The 16769-nt window shown below is 47.4% G+C and carries 17 protein-coding genes; 10 read left to right on the forward strand and 7 right to left on the reverse strand.

Annotation, left to right across the window (positions count from 1 at the left end; all coding sequences use genetic code 11):
* Positions 1-621 precede the first annotated feature (621 nt).
* From EOO49_RS18980 to EOO49_RS18990, 3 genes are read right to left on the reverse strand one after another with little or no spacing between them, the layout of a single operon-like run.
* A complete protein-coding gene (locus EOO49_RS18980) occupies positions 622-873 on the reverse strand; it encodes a hypothetical protein (protein ID WP_290848630.1) in 252 nt (83 codons plus the stop codon).
* Positions 874-891: 18 nt separating this feature from the next.
* A complete protein-coding gene (gene odhB / locus EOO49_RS18985) occupies positions 892-2133 on the reverse strand; it encodes a 2-oxoglutarate dehydrogenase complex dihydrolipoyllysine-residue succinyltransferase (RefSeq protein ID WP_290848632.1) in 1242 nt (413 codons plus the stop codon).
* Positions 2134-2167: 34 nt separating this feature from the next.
* On the reverse strand, positions 2168-4942 hold the full coding sequence (locus EOO49_RS18990; RefSeq protein ID WP_290848634.1) for a 2-oxoglutarate dehydrogenase E1 component: 2775 nt from the start codon (positions 4940-4942) through the stop codon (positions 2168-2170).
* A 115-nt stretch (positions 4943-5057) separates the two neighbouring features.
* Here EOO49_RS18990 and EOO49_RS18995 point away from each other — a divergent pair, with 115 nt between their 5' ends.
* The 6 genes from EOO49_RS18995 to EOO49_RS19020 all read left to right on the forward strand — a co-directional run bounded on the left by EOO49_RS18995 (position 5058) and on the right by EOO49_RS19020 (position 8308).
* The gene (locus tag EOO49_RS18995) at positions 5058-5636 is read left to right on the forward strand and encodes a hypothetical protein (RefSeq protein WP_290848636.1); all 579 of its coding nucleotides are present in this window, start codon (positions 5058-5060) and stop codon (positions 5634-5636) included.
* A gap of 5 nt (positions 5637-5641) precedes the next feature.
* Positions 5642-6019 carry a hypothetical protein gene (locus tag EOO49_RS19000; RefSeq protein ID WP_290848638.1) on the forward strand — a complete coding sequence of 126 codons (378 nt, stop codon included), beginning with the start codon at positions 5642-5644 and terminating at the stop codon, positions 6017-6019.
* Between the two features lie 139 nt (positions 6020-6158).
* Positions 6159-6950, forward strand: a complete 792-nt coding sequence (locus tag EOO49_RS19005) for a glucose 1-dehydrogenase (RefSeq protein WP_290848642.1) — start codon at positions 6159-6161, stop codon at positions 6948-6950.
* Positions 6951-7135: 185 nt separating this feature from the next.
* Positions 7136-7564 (forward strand): hypothetical protein, encoded by a 429-nt coding sequence (locus tag EOO49_RS19010; RefSeq protein ID WP_290848644.1) that lies wholly within the window; start codon positions 7136-7138, stop codon positions 7562-7564.
* 52 nt (positions 7565-7616) lie between these two features.
* Positions 7617-7934: a type II toxin-antitoxin system HigB family toxin gene (locus EOO49_RS19015; protein ID WP_290848646.1), complete on the forward strand. Its 318-nt coding sequence runs from the start codon at positions 7617-7619 to the stop codon at positions 7932-7934.
* Positions 7935-7942: 8 nt separating this feature from the next.
* Positions 7943-8308, forward strand: coding sequence for a helix-turn-helix domain-containing protein (locus EOO49_RS19020; RefSeq protein WP_290848648.1), 366 nt, complete (start codon positions 7943-7945; stop codon positions 8306-8308).
* A 2-nt stretch (positions 8309-8310) separates the two neighbouring features.
* Here the strand turns inward: EOO49_RS19020 and EOO49_RS19025 are convergent, their stop codons facing one another.
* The 3 genes from EOO49_RS19025 to EOO49_RS19035 all read right to left on the reverse strand — a co-directional run bounded on the left by EOO49_RS19025 (position 8311) and on the right by EOO49_RS19035 (position 9929).
* Complete coding sequence (locus EOO49_RS19025) at positions 8311-8532, reverse strand: hypothetical protein (RefSeq protein ID WP_290848650.1); 222 nt, start codon at positions 8530-8532, stop codon at positions 8311-8313.
* 78 nt (positions 8533-8610) lie between these two features.
* Positions 8611-8964 carry a hypothetical protein gene (locus EOO49_RS19030; RefSeq protein ID WP_290848652.1) on the reverse strand — a complete coding sequence of 118 codons (354 nt, stop codon included), beginning with the start codon at positions 8962-8964 and terminating at the stop codon, positions 8611-8613.
* Complete coding sequence (locus EOO49_RS19035; protein WP_290848654.1) at positions 8961-9929, reverse strand: polyprenyl synthetase family protein; 969 nt, start codon at positions 9927-9929, stop codon at positions 8961-8963. The genes EOO49_RS19030 and EOO49_RS19035 overlap by 4 nt, the downstream gene beginning before the upstream one ends.
* A gap of 141 nt (positions 9930-10070) precedes the next feature.
* Between EOO49_RS19035 and EOO49_RS19040 the strand changes: the two genes are divergently transcribed.
* Genes EOO49_RS19040 through EOO49_RS19055 form a run of 4 tightly spaced genes read left to right on the forward strand, consistent with a single transcriptional unit; the run spans position 10071 to position 16284 of the window.
* A complete protein-coding gene (locus EOO49_RS19040) occupies positions 10071-10664 on the forward strand; it encodes a TetR/AcrR family transcriptional regulator (RefSeq protein WP_290848656.1) in 594 nt (197 codons plus the stop codon).
* Between the two features lie 5 nt (positions 10665-10669).
* The gene (locus tag EOO49_RS19045) at positions 10670-12013 is read left to right on the forward strand and encodes a TolC family protein (RefSeq protein WP_290848658.1); all 1344 of its coding nucleotides are present in this window, start codon (positions 10670-10672) and stop codon (positions 12011-12013) included.
* A gap of 4 nt (positions 12014-12017) precedes the next feature.
* A complete protein-coding gene (locus EOO49_RS19050; RefSeq protein WP_290848660.1) occupies positions 12018-13082 on the forward strand; it encodes an efflux RND transporter periplasmic adaptor subunit in 1065 nt (354 codons plus the stop codon).
* Positions 13083-13098: 16 nt separating this feature from the next.
* Complete coding sequence (locus EOO49_RS19055) at positions 13099-16284, forward strand: efflux RND transporter permease subunit (protein WP_290848662.1); 3186 nt, start codon at positions 13099-13101, stop codon at positions 16282-16284.
* Between the two features lie 253 nt (positions 16285-16537).
* Here EOO49_RS19055 and EOO49_RS19060 read toward each other — a convergent pair.
* Positions 16538-16769: hypothetical protein (locus EOO49_RS19060; RefSeq protein WP_290848664.1), on the reverse strand; the 232-nt coding region annotated here is incomplete at its 5' end.

Genomic DNA, 16769 nt, shown 5'->3' on the forward strand with positions numbered 1-16769 from the left:
TTCGGCAGCTGCGCTGCCGCAGGCTTTGATTTTGATTCGTCGCCTGCCAGCGGGGCTTACTTTTGCCTCGCCGCAAAAGTAACAAAAAGGCTCGCGGCACGACCGATTTTGGCGACCTGGCAGCCTTGGAAATTCGGGAATTAAAGGAACTCGCGGGAACGTTCGCTCGAAACGACTTCGTTTTAAGGTCGCTCAAACAGCCTTTAATTCCGCGAATTTCCAAGACGTCAGGTGCCCGCCAAAACGCTCAAATGCCGGACTGATCGGAAAGTGTTTATTGACATTTTTCCTCCGCTGTCGCTTTGGAAAAATGCGTCTCCGAACACCAAATTTCCTCAATCGCCAGAATCGTTTCCATAACGTCGTCACAGGAAACTTCTGGCGTTGAAAATCCTCGTTCCAAAACGTCCAAAACTCTTTCAAAGCCACGTTTTCAAAAACCCAAGATTCCCCGTCAATGCCAACCGATTGTCTCCGTCAAAGACACACCTGTTTTTCGCTACGGAGCCGTTTTTAGCGCCGCGAAGCAAGCTGGAAAGCAAATAAACACTTCCGATTAGTCCGCGGCCTAAGCACAAAACGCGGGCATCTGACATCTTGAAATTTGGGAAAAAAGAGGCGTCAACGGTACAGCGCATTGTTCGCCTCTTTTCCAAATTTCAAGGCTGTCAGGTCGCGTTTTTGGTTCGAGCCGCAAGGCATTTTTGCTTCTTTTGTTGCCAGACAAAAGAAGTCCCCGCCGGACAGGCGACGAAATACAGCACACGCCAGCGCAGCTGCCGCAAACACCAAACGAGCGCAGCTCGTTCTCAACCAAGAAAAATTTGCAATTAAAAGCAAAAATCCCGCTCTGACGAGACGGGATTTTTTCATTATGAACTAAATAGAAATCTACAATTCAAGCGCTTTCTTGGCATCGCCGTTCATCAAAAGCTCAACAGGATTTTCCAATCCTTCTTTTACGGCCACCAAAAAACCTACAGACTCGCGTCCGTCGATGATTCTGTGATCGTATGACAAAGCTACATACATCATAGGATGGATTTCAACCTGTCCATTAACCGCAATCGGGCGCTCGATGATGTTGTGCATCCCAAGGATTCCAGATTGTGGCGGGTTTATGATTGGTGTGGAAAGCATCGATCCGAAAACGCCTCCGTTCGTGATCGTGAACGTTCCTCCTGTCATGTCGTCGACGGTAATTTGTCCGTCGCGGGCACGCAAGGCCAAACGCTTGATCTCAGATTCGATTCCTCTGAAAGAAAGCACTTCGGCATTTCTCACAACCGGAACCATCAGGCCTTTCGGGCCTGAAACCGCGATTGAAATATCGGCGAAATCATAAGCGATTTTTTGGTCGCCGTCGATCATCGAATTGACGTCCGGGAAAAGTTGCAACGCGCGGGTTACAGCTTTGGTAAAGAACGACATATAGCCCAAAGTAACGCCGCCGTGTTTGGCTTTGAACGCGTCTTTGAATTCGTTTCTCACTTTGTTGATCGGCGTCATGTTCACCTCGTTGAAAGTGGTGAGCATGGCCGTTTCGTTTTTGGCGGCTACCAATCTTTCGGCAACCTTGCGACGCAACATCGACAATTTGGTGCGCTGCGATCCGCGGTTTCCTCCTGTTGGAGTGCCCATCGATGGCGCAGCGTTTACTGCGTCGTCTTTCGTGATACGGCCGTCTTTTCCTGTTCCGGAAACCGACTTGGCATCGATATTTTTCTCATCGAGGATTTTCTTGGCAGCCGGAGATGCCGAACCTGATGCATAAGATTCAGAAGCAGGAGCCGCTTTTGGCTCTTCTTTCTTGGGCTCTTCTTTCTTTTCCTCGGCTTTCGGAGCTTCTTCTTTCTTCTCTTCGGCTTTTGGAGCTTCGCCTCCGTCTGGTTTTGCTGCGTCTGTGTCGATCAGGCAAACTACTTGCCCAACTTTTACCGCGTCGCCTTCTTCAGCTTTAAGCGTGATGATTCCCGCGGCTTCGGCTGGAAGCTCAAGGGTTGCCTTGTCTGAATCAACTTCGGCAATGGCTTGGTCTTTCTCGACGTAATCGCCGTCTTTCACTAACCAGGTTGCGATTTCCACTTCGGTAATCGATTCGCCCGGCGAAGGAACTTTCATTTCTAAAATCATCGATATAGAATTTTATGTTGTGTAACTATTGTAATCAATTGAATAGATTCTTGTCGAACACCATTGCGATCGCAGCGGCGTGACGTTTTTTGGAACGTGCGTAACTTCCGGCGGCCGGCGCGCTGTAGGCTTTCAGTGAAGCTACCCGCAACTTGACCAGGTCGAAATTCATCAGCATGTGACTGTAGGCGCCCATATTTCTCGGCTCTTCCTGCGCCCAAACGTAATCGTCGGCGCTCGGGTAAGAGGCGATGATTTCCTTGAGTTGCTCGATCGGAAGCGGGAACAATTGCTCGATTCGAACCAAGGCAACGTCTTTACGTCCGAGGTTTTCTCTTTCGGCAAGCAGGTCGTAATAGAATTTCCCGGTACAAAAGACGAGTGTTTTCACGTCTTTTTTGTTCACCGTAATGTCGTCGAAAGTTTCGTGGAAATGTCCGTTGGCGAGTTCATCTTGTGTTGAAATCACTAGCGGATGACGCAACAAACTCTTCGGTGTGAACACGATCAAAGGCTTGCGGAACGTCGTTTTCATCTGACGTCTCAACAAGTGGTAGAAGTTGGCCGGCGTCGTAACATCGGCTATAAACATGTTCTCGTTGGCACATTGCTGAAGATAACGCTCCATTCTCGCGGACGAGTGTTCGGCGCCTTGACCTTCGTAACCGTGTGGCAACAACATCACGAGTCCGTTCTGGTTGTTCCATTTGTCTTCGGCGGCCGAAATATATTGGTCGATCATGATTTGGGCACCGTTGGAGAAATCCCCGAACTGCGCTTCCCAAATCGTAAGTGTTTTCGGGCTTGCAAGCGCGTATCCGTAGTCAAAACCGACCACGCCGTACTCGCTCAGAAGTGAGTTGAAAATATTGAACTTGCCTTTTCCTTCCTTGAGGTTTTGGAGCAGGATCACTTCTTCTTCGGAATCTTCCACTTTCACGACTGCGTGGCGGTGGGAGAAGGTTCCGCGTTCTACGTCTTGTCCGGAAATACGCACGTCGTAACCTTCGGAAATAAGCGTTCCGTAAGCCAGCAATTCGCCCATCGCCCAATCGAGTTTATCGCTTTCCCACATGGTTTTGCGGTCGTTGATAAGCTTGGTGATCTTGGATATGAACTTTTTGTCAGACGGCAATTCAGTGATTTGCTTGGCGATTTCCGTCAAAGCGGATTTGTCGAAAGTCGTATCGACGTGTTCGAGCATTTCGGCTTGACCGGCCTGATGGAAACCTTGCCACTCGTTTTGCATGAAAGGCGTGATGATGGTCAGGTCTTTCTTGCGCGAAGCCTCGAGATTTTCCTCGAGTTTGGCTTTGTACTTGTCTTCAAGACCTTTTACAAAGCCAGAATCGATAATTCCGTCAGCCAGCAATTGCTCGGCATACAAATCACGCGGATTCTTGTGTTTCGAGATCGCCTTATAAAGTTTCGGCTGGGTAAAACGCGGTTCGTCACCTTCGTTATGGCCGTATTTTCTGTATCCGAGAAGGTCGATGAAAACATCGCTTCCGAATTTCATTCTGTAATCGAGTGCGAACAACATCGCGTGAACGACCGCCTCGGTATCGTCTGCATTGACGTGCAAAACGGGCGATAGCGTGACTTTGGCGATATCCGTACAATAGGTCGACGAACGAGCGTCGAGGTAATTTGTCGTGAAGCCGACTTGGTTGTTTATCACAATATGGATCGTTCCGGCCGTTTTGTAACCGTCGAGTTTGGCCATCTGGACGATTTCGTACACGATGCCTTGTCCGGCGACAGCGGCGTCTCCGTGAACTGCGATAGGTAAGACTTTCGATGCATCTGATGGAAAATAACGATCCTGTTTGGCACGCGTGATGCCTTCGATAACCGCTCCGACCGTCTCCAAATGCGATGGATTCGGGGCGAGGTTCACGTTTATGGATTTTCCGGTTTGCGTGCGACGATCGGCCGTAAGTCCTAAGTGATATTTCACGTCACCGTCGAACAAAGCGTCGTCGTCGTAGTCTTTTCCGTCAAATTCAGAAAAAATGTCCTGAGTCGGTTTGTTGAAAATATTGGCCAACACGTTCAAACGACCGCGGTGCGCCATTCCCATCACGAATTGTTCTACGCCTTGTTCGGCCGCAGCCTCGATTAGCGCGTCAACTCCTGGAATCAGCGATTCTCCGCCTTCGAGAGAGAAGCGTTTTTGGCCGACGTATTTGGTGTGAAGGAAGTTCTCGAAAGAAACTGCCTCGTTCAATTTTGAAAGGATGTGTTTTTTTTGCTCTACCGAAAATTTCGGACGGTTGTCGTTCACTCCGATTCGTTCCTGAATCCAGGTGCGAACTTCCGGATCGCGAATGTACATGTACTCGACACCGATCGATTGGCAATAAATCCTATTGAGGTGCTTGAGGATGTTTTCGAGCGAAGTCGGTTCGAGATACATCACTTTTGCCGCGTCGAAAGTCGTTTGCAAGTCGGCATCAGAAAGTCCGAAGTTGGACAACTCAAGCGATGGGGAGAAAACGCGTCGCTCGCGAACAGGATTCGTATTGGTAAACAAATGCCCGCGAGTGCGGTAAGCTTCGATCAATTTCAATACGGCGAATTCCTTTTGGATCTTGGCCGATTGTTCGCTGAAATCCTGATTGGACGCAGGCGCAGAAGCCGATTGCGCTACATCTGAAGTTCCGCCATAAGCGCTCGCGCCAAAATCGTAACCCTGGAAAAAGCTTCTCCAGCTGGGTTCGATGCTGTCTGGATTTTCTAGATATTGGTCGTAAAGATCGGCGAAGAATTCGGTGTGTGCTGCGTTCAGGAATGAAAACCTATCCATAATTTTTGGAATGTGACTACGTTTTGAGAATAGTTCCGCAAAAGTACGAACCTTAACTTAATTTCTCTATCTTTTTAGATACTTTTATGGTTATTAAATATAGCTACCGCGAACCATGGAAATCCCTGCCTTCTATCGATTTAGCCGAAGTGTTTTAGCGCTCGTCGCCACGCTGTTTTCGGGTGCGATTTCTGCCCAGTCAGACAGCGTATATACGCAAGCCCCGAAAATGCCTTCGGAATTCTGGCAACGCGTGCAGATCGGCGGTGGTTTAGGACTCGGTTTCGGAAGCGGCTACACTGACATTGCCGTTGCTCCGAGCGCAATCTACAACTTCAACCAATACGTCGCGGCCGGTGTCGGACTCACAGGAAATTACGTGCGTTTTCGCGACTATTCCTCGACGATCGACGAATATCGTTCGTGGATTTACGGCGGAAGCGTCATTGGGCTTTTCAGTCCGGTTCCGTTTGTGCAACTTTCGGTCGAGGTCGAGCAATTGCGCGTGAATTCGCGTCTGGAACACTTCGAGGAAGGCACGATCCACAACGATTTCTGGAACACCGGATTGTTTGTGGGCGCCGGTTATCGGAACCAAAACGTCACTATTGGAGTGCGCTATAACTTGCTTTTCGATCCCGACAAAACGGTTTACGCCGATTCCTGGTCGCCTTTCGTCCGGGTTTATTTCTGATAAGTATGTGCAAAACCTCGAACACTTACAAACTTTGCACTTGCGAAGGCGAATTGGATAAAGCCGAAACAATCTGGCGACTGACGCGATTTCTAGGATTGAGCGAACTTGAGATCATGGGTTCGATCGTAGCTCCGTCAGAAATTTTTGAAAACGGGATTTCGGCTTCGGACTTATTGCGTCAGATGAACTCCGGAAATTGTTTCGACTTAGAGTATCATCCGTCGGAAAACGATAGCCTTCAAGTTTCTTCCCAAAAATCAGGGTATGAATATTTCGACCTTATTTTCCGGAATGGAAAATGGGAATCCGGAAGCAATCCGCATTTTACAAGCATTCTGGAAACTGTCGCCAAAGGAAAAGTCGAAACTTCCGACGACTGATCATCCGATAGAAAACACCAAAAAATTACTGACTTTGCTTTATTGCTTAAAAATGAAGCGTTAATTAAATCGTAATTAAGGCCAAGTTAACACCGGATAAATTTCAAGTGCCGAACTTTATGGAATAAAACATAAAACCATGAGTTCTTTTAAAGGAAAAACCATAGTCATCACAGGCGCCGGAATGGGCTTAGGCCTCGTAACTGCCAACGTCTTGGCCGAAAGAGGCGCGAATTTGTCGCTTGTCGATTATAACGAAGAAGCTTTGAACAAAGCAAAAACCGACATCAATTCCAAATTCCCCGAAGTCAAAATTCTAACGGTCGTGGCCGATACGTCAAACGAGCAAGCCGTAAAAGGTTATGTCGGGAAAACAGTCGCTGAATTCGGAACGATCGACGGCTTTTACAACAACGCTGGTATCGAAGGAAAACAAGCGCCACTCACCGAATACGACGTCGATATTTTCAAAAAAGTCGTGGATATCAATTTGACAGGCGTTTATTTCGGACTGAGATACGTGATTCCGGTTTTGCAGAAAAACGGTGGCGGACGAATCGTGAACGTGGCCTCGGTAGGCGGAATTCGCGGCGTCGTGAACCAAACACCTTATGTGGCAAGTAAGCACGCAGTTTCAGGAATGACGAAAAACGCGGCAATCGAATACGGAAAGGACAATATTTTTACCAACGCGATCGCTCCGGGCGCGATTTTGACTCCGATGGTCGCCGAAGCCTTCAAGCAAGTCAATCCGTCAGATCCAGCCGCGGCCGAAAAAGAATACGCCCAACGCAACCCGACGCGACGCCTCGGACAACCCGAAGAAGTAGGGAAACTTGTCGCCTTTTTATTGAGCGACGACTGCAATTACGTGAACGGGCAAACGATCGCCATTGACGGTGGTGAGTCGAATTTATACGGAAACTCTTGATTGTATTTATATTGATTTGATTGTGGCCCGTCCTTTTTGGATGGGCTTTTTTTGTGGTGATATAGAGGCGTTGCCAGCATTTTATTCGTTGGAAATCAGGCAGACCTTCATTTAACTTTTTTTACGGAAAATCTGTAACCGACCCAAAAAATCCGATCGTAATTTCACGGCTTACTCTATACGCCATGAAATCAATTTATCTGCCTTTGGCCTTGTTTCTCGTTGGATGCAAGGCGCTCACTTCGGAAAAAACCGGAATCGTTTACGCCGGACACTTTGAAATCCTGAACAAGACCGCGGTCTCGGACAAGTGGAACAAAATCCTTAAGAAACACGGGATCGGGACGCGACTTTCCATCTTCAAAATCGCCAAAAACCGCGACGCAATCACCGACGAACCTTATTACTATCTATCCGCCGAATCTTACGACAATTCTACGAAAGCCGCGACTTTGTTGATCAGGCGAAACAATTATTTCTACGCCGGCAAAAGTATGGAGTTTGTTGTTTGCTCTTGTTTGGAAGGCCGTCCGATGCTGGTCGACAAAAAATGGACTTGTGAATCCCAAACGGAAGAATCGGAATGTGAGGAAACGATTTTTGCCGCGGAATAATTTTTTTACGGCAAAGTTTGCAAATTGAAAACTTTTTAATATTTTTACACCAATGAGAATTCTTGTAAAAAAGACGATTCTTCATTATTCAAATCGTTATCCAAGCGCGTCAACGCAAATTTTTACTTGGTTCGACGAATTTTCGAAACAGGATTTCGCAAATTTCAATGAGCTGAAAAGAACTTATGGAAGCGCGAGTGTCGTCGGCACCGAACGAGTTGTGTTCAATATCAAAGGGAATGAGTTTCGGCTTATTGTATCGATAAATTTCAGATACAAAGCCTGTTACGTGATTTGGTTCGGAACACATCGGCAGTACGATAAGATAGACGTGAAAACGATAGCATTCGATGCGAACATTCTCAATTGAAATTTGCCATGAACTGGAAAGTCCTCAAAAACAAAGACGATTACAAAAAAGCTTCCTTGCGACTCATGGAAGTTTTTCACGCTGAACCGGAAACCCCGGAAGCTGACGAATTGGAACTTTTAATGGTCTTGATAAAAGACTACGACGAAAAACACCACAAATTGCCCGAGACAAATCCGTTGGAAGTCATAAAATTCAAAATGGAGGAAATGGGAATCAAGGCCAAAGATCTCGAGCCGTTGATTGGCAGCAAAGGCCACATTTCGGCTGTGCTTTCAGGGAAACGCGAAATCACGCTGAAAATGGCCAAGAAACTCAAGGACTACTTCAACATTCCGGCCGAGGTTTTCCTGCAAGAAGCGCTATCGAAGTAAATTCAGGCTTCGCGACGCTTTGGAAAAACGCGTAAAACGGCATTCAGGATTCCCATGACGATCGCGGTAAAAAATCCGACGAAGGCGCTTTTGAGCAAAGTGTCGAGAATGTCCAATTCTTCGTCGGCGAGGAATTTCGTGATCAGCCAGTAAGTGGCCAAACCTGCTGTCAAACCTACAAAAGTTACTGCGAAAGCGAATCTGAAAAAATGAAATCTGTTCATGAAATTTGATGTTGGCAAGTCTCCAATATACGAAAAATCCTATCAAAAAATAGGTCGATAAAGAAACTGGCAAGCGCTTTAGAATTTGTTCCGGAACCAGACTTTTTGCCATTCGCGCTTCAAAACCAAAAACGCGACCTGTTGTGAAAGTTCGACGATGTCAGATCCGTCGAGGCTTTTCACTTCCTTTTCCGGAACGTCGATGATGTATAGCAAATTCAGATATTCCGCGAATTTGTATTGGATCAGGCGATAGATTTTTTCGTGCAATTGTACTTTGAGCTCGTTCGGAGTCGTGCTTCTCGGAAAATCGACAGCATCGTTCGCCAAATTGAAATCCTTGTTTAATTGTTCGATCAGCTTTTGGTACAGATTTTCGTTTTCGGCTTCCGAGAGCAAGGCATCGGTAGAAATCGGGGCGATAAAACTCATACGTTTCTGTCCATTAGTTTTGACCCGAAAGTGCGCAAAATCGCTTTTTTGTCTTCCGAAATATCCATTTTGTCCAAGGTTTCAAACGCCTTGAACGTGTAGTCGCGAATCGCTTTTTGCGTTGCTTTGGATGCGCCGCTTTGATCGAATATCTGTTTTACGGACGCGATCTTGTCGGTATTGTCTTTCGGACTTATCGAATATAAATGTTGCAATTGTTCCTTTTTATCGGCGAAAGCCAAAGCCTTCAAATACAAATACGTCTTTTTGTTCTCGATGATGTCGCCACCCACTTGCTTGCCGAAAGTTTCCGGATTTCCGAAAGCGTCCAAAAAATCGTCCTGCAATTGAAACGCGATCCCGAGGTTGCAGCCGAAATCGTAGATCAATTTTTTGTTTTCCTCAGACGTCTTGGCGATAATCGCGCCCATTTTCATAGCCGCACCAACCAAAACAGCCGTTTTGTACTCGATCATTTTAAGATATTCCGGAATCGTCACGTCGTCTCTCGTCTCGAAATCGACATCCCATTGCTGGCCTTCGCAAACTTCGAGAGCCGTTTTGGAAAACAGCTTGGCCAAATCTCGGAAAATCGCGGGTTCGTACTGTTCGAAATATTGGTAGGCGAGGATCAGCATCGCGTCGCCCGAGAGAATTCCTGTATTGATATTCCACTTTTCGTGAACGGTCTCGTTTCCTCGGCGAAGCGGCGCATCGTCCATAATATCGTCGTGGACAAGCGAAAAATTATGGAACATTTCCACAGCCAAAGCCGCCGGAAGTGCTTCGCGATAATCGGCTTCAAAAACTTCCGCACCCAAAAGCGTCAACACCGGACGCATGCGTTTTCCGCCCAAACCAATTATATAATCGACTGGTTCATAAAGATTTAACGGCTCTTTCAAAAGCGTCTGCTCACCGAGATAGTCGATAAAGAAGTCGCGGTACTCGCTTATGGTGTGCATTTTCAAAATTTCGCGCTAAGGTAAGTCTTTGCGAGTTATGGGCGAAATCGGTTGCAATGTTAAAAAAATGCAAATACTTTGGAAACTTTTAGTGTGTTGAAAGTTTCCGTTCTAAATTTGCCCTGATTTTTAATCCGAAAAATGAAAGAGAAGATCATCGCCAAAGCGTCTGAAATGTTCCTGAAATACGGGTTCAAAAGCGTGACCATGGACGACATCGCCAATGACATGGGCATTTCCAAAAAGACGATTTACAAGTATTTCATCAACAAGGAAGTTCTGATTGTCGAGGCGACACAAGCCGTTGAAGATCGCGTGCTCAAAACGATAGAATCGGTAATTGCGCAAGATTTCAATCCGGTCGAAGAGAATTTCCAGATCCGGAAAGTCTTTGAAGGACTTTTCCAATTATCTGACACCTCGCCACTTTACCAACTCAAGAAACACTATCCGGAAATCTACGAACAGACAATGAAACGCGAAGAACACGAGTGTTTGCGGTACATGAGACACAACGTGGTTCGCGGAATGGAGTTGGATTATTACCGAAAAGACACAGATGTCGAGAACGCGATCAACTTTTATTGGACGATAAGCCTTCACATCAACGAAAATACCCAACTCGAGAGAGAAGCTTACAAGCTGGAACTCGCGGCGTTGATTTACCACACTCGCGCCATCGGAACCGAAAAAGGCGTGCAGGAACTCGAACGACAATTATCAATCAATACCTAATTCACATGAAACAAATCCTTCTAATAGCTATTCTCAGCCTTGGTTTTGGCGGATTTGCGCAGGAAACCAAAAACCTGTCGCTCAAAGACGCCATCAACTTCGCGCTTCAGAACAAAGCCGATGCGAAGAAGGCCAAACTGGATATCGAAAACGCCGAATACGAAATCCAGGATACGAGATCGCAGGCTTTGCCGAATTTGTCGGCGAACGGAAACCTTACTTACAACCCGATTTTGCAGAACAGCGCGCTTCCCGGAGAATTCTTCGGACAGCCGCCGGGATCGATCGTTTTGGTTCCGTTTGGGCAAAAATGGGCGTCAACAGCGGGACTTTCGCTTACGCAGAACATTTTCGATATGGCGGTTTTCACCGGACTGAGAGCCGCGAGATCGACTCGTGAATTCTACCAGATCAATTCCTCTTTAACCGATGAACAAATCATCGAAAACGTGGCGACAGCTTACTACGAAGTCTTCGTGGCTCAGGAAAAGTTCGCCGTTAGCGACAGCACTTACAACAACACGAGCAAGACCAGAAACGTGATCAAAGGACAATTCGACAACGGATTGGCCAAGAAAATCGACCTCGACAGAACGATCGTTAAACTCAACAACAACGACACCGAACGCCAAAAAGCGGCCAATCAGGTGATTTTGAGCGAGAACGCTTTGAAATTCCTTATCGGAATGCCTATCTCGACTGCGATCGTGTTGGCCAAAAGCGACATGGACGTCAAGACGATTTTATCCGAAGAAGCGAAACCGAACGTGGAAACGCGCACAGAATTCCAACTCATGCAAAAGGAAGAACAACTGCTCGTTTTCCAGAAAAAGTCAAAGGTCGCGGCTTATTATCCGACTTTGGCGTTGGCCGCGAACTACAACTACCAAGGTCTCGGGAATCAATTTCCTTGGTTCGAGACGCCTGACAACGGTGTTTATTGGTCAGATTATTCTTCTATCGGATTGAATTTGAAAGTTCCGATTTTTTCGGGCCTCGGAAACAAAGCCAAAGTGGGCAAAGCCGATGTCGAACTTCGCAAGCACCAAGTCGACATGGAAGACACGAAACTGCGTCTGGCCAAGGAATTCGAAGATGCGGCGACAAATATCAAAAGCAATCTGGCCACACTCGAAAGCCAGAAACAGAACGTGACTTTGGCCGAATCGGTCTTGAGCGACACGAGAAACAATTACTACAACGGACTCGCTCCATTGACAGATTTGCTCGACGCCGAAAACGAACTCACGACCGCGCGCAACAATTACAACACGGCTTTGCTCGAATACAAGAAAGCCGAAATACAACTCATGAAATCAAAAGGAGAATTAAAGACACTAACCCAATAAAACCATGAAAAAGTCACTTATCTATATCATCGTAACGGTCGCGGTCATTGCACTCATCGCGTTTGTACTTACGAAAAACAAGGCGAAAAACGAGGAAGAACAAGCCGTCGTTTCCCAAAAAAATCCAACTGTTGCGGTTCGCGTCGACACGGTCGCTACCAAAGATATTTCAACCGATTTCGTTTCGAACGGAAACTTCATGCCGTCTCAGGAATTGAAATTCTCGGCAGAAAACGCCGGGCGTGTCGTCAAGGTTTTGGTCGACGAAGGTTCGTCGGTGAGAATCGGGCAGACGCTTGCCGTGATCAAGGGCGATAAACTTTCGGTAGACGTTGCCAGCGCACGTGCCGCTTACCAAAACGCGGTAGCCGACAACGATCGCTACGAGAACGCATTCAAAACCGGAGGCGTTACCAAACAACAAGTCGACAAAGCGAAACTCGACCTTGCCACGGCGAAAGCCAAATTGGACCAGGCCAACATTTCTTACGGAGACGCGACAATCAAATCGTCGATCAATGGAATCGTGAACAAGCGAATGGTCGAGCCGGGAACGGTCGTTTCTCCGGGAACGGAATTGTTCGAACTCGTGAACGTTTCCAAGCTGAAACTTACCGTTACGGTTGACGAAGGCCAGATTCCGGCGCTAAAACTCGGAAATACCGTCAAGGTGAAGGCCAGCGTTTATCCTGACAAGGAATTCGCAGGAAAGATCACGTTCATCGCTCCAAAAGCCGACGCATCACTGAATTTCCCTGTCGAGATCGAGATTGCCAACAATCCGAACAACGAGCTCAAAGCCGGAATGTACGGAACGGCTGAATTCGGTTCATCGGCGGCAGCCAAACAAAAAATAAAGGTTATTTCGCGCACTTCATTCGTGGGCGGCGTGAATTCGGGACAAGTTTTCGTGGTGGAAAACGGTGTCGCGACTTTGAAGAAAATCACTCCGGGACGCATCCTGGGAACGAACGTAGAAGTACTCGCCGGACTTAACGATGGCGAAATCGTCGTGACAAGCGGACAGATCAACCTGACCAGCGGCGCCAAAGTTTCGATCATCAAGTAGTCCTAAATCAACGAAAATGAAAATAGCAGAAATTTCCATAAAACGGCCTACGCTAGTCATAGTGCTGTTTATCATACTCACGCTCGGCGGGCTTTTCAGCTTCTCGAACCTGAGCTACGAATTGATCCCGAAATTCGAGATCAACGTCGTCACGATTGCCACGGTTTATCCCGGAGCATCGCCAAGTGAGGTCGAAAATACGGTCACGAGAAAGGTCGAGGACGCGGTTTCCTCACTCGAATTGGTCAAGAAAGTAGAGTCGAAATCCTACGAAGGACTTTCGCTGGTCATGGTCACGCTTGAAGCGGAAGCCGATGCCGACTACTCGTTGAACGACGCACAGCGCAAGATCAACGCGATCGAGAAGGATTTGCCCGAAGATGTCGATCCGCCTTCACTTACCAAATTCTCGATTTCCGATTTGCCCGTTATGACACTCGGCGCCACGGCAAAAATGGACGAAGTGCAGTTCTACGACCTGCTCGACAAAAAGATCGAACCGCTTTTGGCACGTGTCAACGGTGTGGCACAAATTACGCTCGTAGGCGGACAGGAACGCGAGATCCAGGTTTCGTTAGATCAGGAAAAACTCAAAGGTTACGGACTGTCGATCCCGAACGTGCAGCAATCAGTGCTAAGTTCGAACCTCGACTTCCCGACGGGAAACATCCAAACGCGTGAAAACAAGATGCTCGTGCGTTTGTCGGGAAAATACAGAACAGTCGACGAACTTCGCAACCTTGTCGTATCGAACAACAACGGCATTCAGGTGCGTTTGGGCGATATTGCCGACGTTCAGGATTCCCAGAAACAGGTCGAGAAAATCTCGCGCGTCAACCAAAGCAACGCGATCGCGATCCAGATCATCAAGCAAACCGATGCCAACGCGGTAACCGTGAGCGAGGAAGTTCGCGCGGTAATCTCGAAAATCGAGAAAGATTATTCCAAAGAAGGCCTGAAACTCGAGGTGGCGAACGACACTTCTGAATTTACATTGGTCGCAGCCGATGGCGTAATCCACGATTTGTTCCTCGCGGTAATTCTCGTGGCATTCGTGATGTTGTTTTTCTTGCACTCGATCCGGAACGCGTTTATCGTAATGGTTTCGATTCCGGCGTCGTTGATCGCGACTTTCATTGGTATTTACCTCATGGGTTATACGCTCAACTTGATGAGTTTACTAGGGCTTTCGCTCGTGGTCGGAATTCTCGTGGATGACGCGATCGTCGTTCTCGAGAACATTTACCGACACATGGAAATGGGTAAAAACCGCGCCCGTGCGGCGTATGAAGGAACAAAGGAAATCGGGTTTACGGTAACGGCGATCACTTTGGTAATCATTGTGGTTTTCCTTCCAATCGCGATGAGTACAGGTTTCGTGGCCAACATCATCACGCAGTTTTGCGTCACGGTAGTAATCGCGACCTCGCTTTCGTTGCTTTCGTCCTTTACGCTGATTCCTTGGTTGAGTTCGCGCTTCGGAAAACTGGAACATCTTACGGGCAAAAACATCTTCGAACGCGTCATCCTAGGATTCGAAAGAGGTTTGGACAAATTCACAGATTGGGTTTCGGGCATCTTGAAATGGGCGCTGAAACGTCGCAGAAACAAAGTGATCTCGCTTGTGACCATCATCGTTTTATTCGTTTCCTCAATCATGTTGGTCGTAGCCGGATTCATCGGTGGAGACTTTTTTCCGAAAATGGATCGCGGTCAGTTCATCGTGCAATTGGAACTTCCGAAAGACGCATCTGTAGAACAAAGTAATTTCGTCACGCAAAAGGCCGAGGAATTCCTGAGCAAACAAAAAGAAGTGACGACGTTGATCACGACTGTCGGACAGATTTCCGGCGGATTCTCGGGTTCGCAAACGACTCCTTACAAATCTGAAATCACCGTTACGCTGGTAGATCGCGCCGACCGAACAGACAACACGTTCATCTACGCGGCGAAAACCAAACGTGAACTCCAGAAAATCCTCATCGGAACACAAGTAAAAACCGTTCCCGTAAGTATCATGGGTGGTGCCGATGAAGCGCCATTGATGTTGACAATTACCGGAAACGATCAGGAAAGCGCGCTTAAATTCGCGGAAACCGCCGCCGCCGAACTTGGAAAGATTTCGGGTGCGACCGAGATCAAACTGACCTCTGAAAACGGAAGTCCGGAAGTGAACGTCCAGGTCGATCGCGATAAAATGGCCGCGCTTGGACTGACTTTGCAAACCGTCGGATTGACGATGCAAACCGCGTTCAACGGAAATACCGATGGAAAATTCCGCTCGGGTCAATACGAATACGACATCAACATCAGATTCAACGAATTCGACCGAAACAACATCAACAACGTAAAAGATCTGGTTTTTGTAAACGACCAAGGCCAACAGATCAAATTGTCGCAATTCTCCACGATCACTGAAGGTTCCGGCCCGAGTTTGCTCGAAAGACGCGACAAAAGTGCGGCGGTTTCGGTTCAGGCACAAACCGTCGGTAAATCTGTTCAGGCCGTGGCTAACGAATGGGAAGCCGTTTTCTCGAAATTGCCAAGACCCGCGGGCGTAGATTACGTTTGGGGAGGCGATATCGAAAATAGCCAGGAAGGTTTCGGAACGCTCGGAATCGCTTTGCTGGCCGCGATCTTGCTCGTTTATTTGGTAATGGTCGCGCTTTACAACAGTTTCGTTTATCCTTTTGTGGTACTTTTCTCGGTTCCGCTTTCGTTCATCGGAGCTTTGTATGCCTTGGCCTTGACCAATAACACGCTGAATATCTTTACGATTTTGGGTGTGATCATGCTCATCGGACTCGTGTGTAAGAACGCCATCCTTTTGGTCGACTTTACCAATCACAGGAAAGAAGCCGGAGAGTCTACTTTCAACGCTTTGATCCAAGCCAACCACGCGCGTCTACGTCCGATTTTGATGACGACGATCGCCATGGTTTTCGGTATGGTTCCAATCGCGATGGCATCAGGCGGTGCTTCCGAAATGAACAACGGTTTGGCTTGGGTCATCATCGGAGGTTTGATTTCGTCCTTGTTCCTGACGCTCGTTATCGTACCGGTCGTGTACTCGATCTTCGACGGAATCCTGGCTCGCGTAAATAAAGGCAAAACGCCTGCTAATTATGACGAACTTATTGTCGAGGATTACACTCCGACTGAGCTTAGTGATGATGGGTTTACTACGAAACACACCGTTTAAAATAACGCATACTTTTTTTTGACCGTCAAGCGAAAGTTTGGCGGTTTTTTTTTGCGAGGAGTCGCGGTCTTTTTTTTTTTTGAGCTTTTTCCGGCTAACTGGCACTAGCTTTTTTGCAAAAACCAGTTTTTCTAAAGTCTAAAACGAGCTTCCGTTGGTCGCTGTTTTAAACTTAGAAAAATGCGGTTTTTTCTGCAAAAGGCTAGTTGCCGTCATCCGGGCTATTTCCTTTCAACCGCAAAACCTGTTTTCTTTATAATTTTCTGTGTAACCGGAAATCTTTTTCGCTCTCGAAGCCTGATAAAAATGAGCTTCGCTCATTTCGCATCTTTTCGGCAGCTGCGCTGCCGCAGGCTTTGAATTTGATTCGTCGCCTGCCAGCGGGGCTTACTTTTGCCTCGCCGCAAAAGTAACAAAAAGGCTCGCGGCACGACCGATTTTGGCGACCTGACAGCCTTGCAAATTCGGGAATTAAAGGAACTCGC

This window comes from Flavobacterium sp. (assembly GCF_004295795.1).
Classification (GTDB): domain Bacteria; phylum Bacteroidota; class Bacteroidia; order Flavobacteriales; family Flavobacteriaceae; genus Flavobacterium.

What these genes read in the sequence shown, in the direction of transcription:
- EOO49_RS19015 (WP_290848646.1), top strand. Translation starts at nt 7,617, where the DNA reads ATGAGAATTCTTGTAAAAAAGACGATTCTTCATTATTCAAATCGTTAT.
- EOO49_RS19055 (WP_290848662.1), top strand. Translation starts at nt 13,099, where the DNA reads ATGAAAATAGCAGAAATTTCCATAAAACGGCCTACGCTAGTCATAGTG.
- EOO49_RS19025 (WP_290848650.1), bottom strand. Translation starts at nt 8,532, where the DNA reads ATGAACAGATTTCATTTTTTCAGATTCGCTTTCGCAGTAACTTTTGTA.
- EOO49_RS18980 (WP_290848630.1), bottom strand. Translation starts at nt 873, where the DNA reads ATGAAAAAATCCCGTCTCGTCAGAGCGGGATTTTTGCTTTTAATTGCA.
- EOO49_RS19050 (WP_290848660.1), top strand. Translation starts at nt 12,018, where the DNA reads ATGAAAAAGTCACTTATCTATATCATCGTAACGGTCGCGGTCATTGCA.
- EOO49_RS19030 (WP_290848652.1), bottom strand. Translation starts at nt 8,964, where the DNA reads ATGAGTTTTATCGCCCCGATTTCTACCGATGCCTTGCTCTCGGAAGCC.
- EOO49_RS19010 (WP_290848644.1), top strand. Translation starts at nt 7,136, where the DNA reads ATGAAATCAATTTATCTGCCTTTGGCCTTGTTTCTCGTTGGATGCAAG.
- EOO49_RS19045 (WP_290848658.1), top strand. Translation starts at nt 10,670, where the DNA reads ATGAAACAAATCCTTCTAATAGCTATTCTCAGCCTTGGTTTTGGCGGA.
- EOO49_RS19035 (WP_290848654.1), bottom strand. Translation starts at nt 9,929, where the DNA reads ATGCACACCATAAGCGAGTACCGCGACTTCTTTATCGACTATCTCGGT.
- EOO49_RS19005 (WP_290848642.1), top strand. Translation starts at nt 6,159, where the DNA reads ATGAGTTCTTTTAAAGGAAAAACCATAGTCATCACAGGCGCCGGAATG.
- EOO49_RS19020 (WP_290848648.1), top strand. Translation starts at nt 7,943, where the DNA reads ATGAACTGGAAAGTCCTCAAAAACAAAGACGATTACAAAAAAGCTTCC.
- EOO49_RS18990 (WP_290848634.1), bottom strand. Translation starts at nt 4,942, where the DNA reads ATGGATAGGTTTTCATTCCTGAACGCAGCACACACCGAATTCTTCGCC.
- EOO49_RS19040 (WP_290848656.1), top strand. Translation starts at nt 10,071, where the DNA reads ATGAAAGAGAAGATCATCGCCAAAGCGTCTGAAATGTTCCTGAAATAC.
- odhB (WP_290848632.1), bottom strand. Translation starts at nt 2,133, where the DNA reads ATGATTTTAGAAATGAAAGTTCCTTCGCCGGGCGAATCGATTACCGAA.
- EOO49_RS18995 (WP_290848636.1), top strand. Translation starts at nt 5,058, where the DNA reads ATGGAAATCCCTGCCTTCTATCGATTTAGCCGAAGTGTTTTAGCGCTC.
- EOO49_RS19000 (WP_290848638.1), top strand. Translation starts at nt 5,642, where the DNA reads ATGTGCAAAACCTCGAACACTTACAAACTTTGCACTTGCGAAGGCGAA.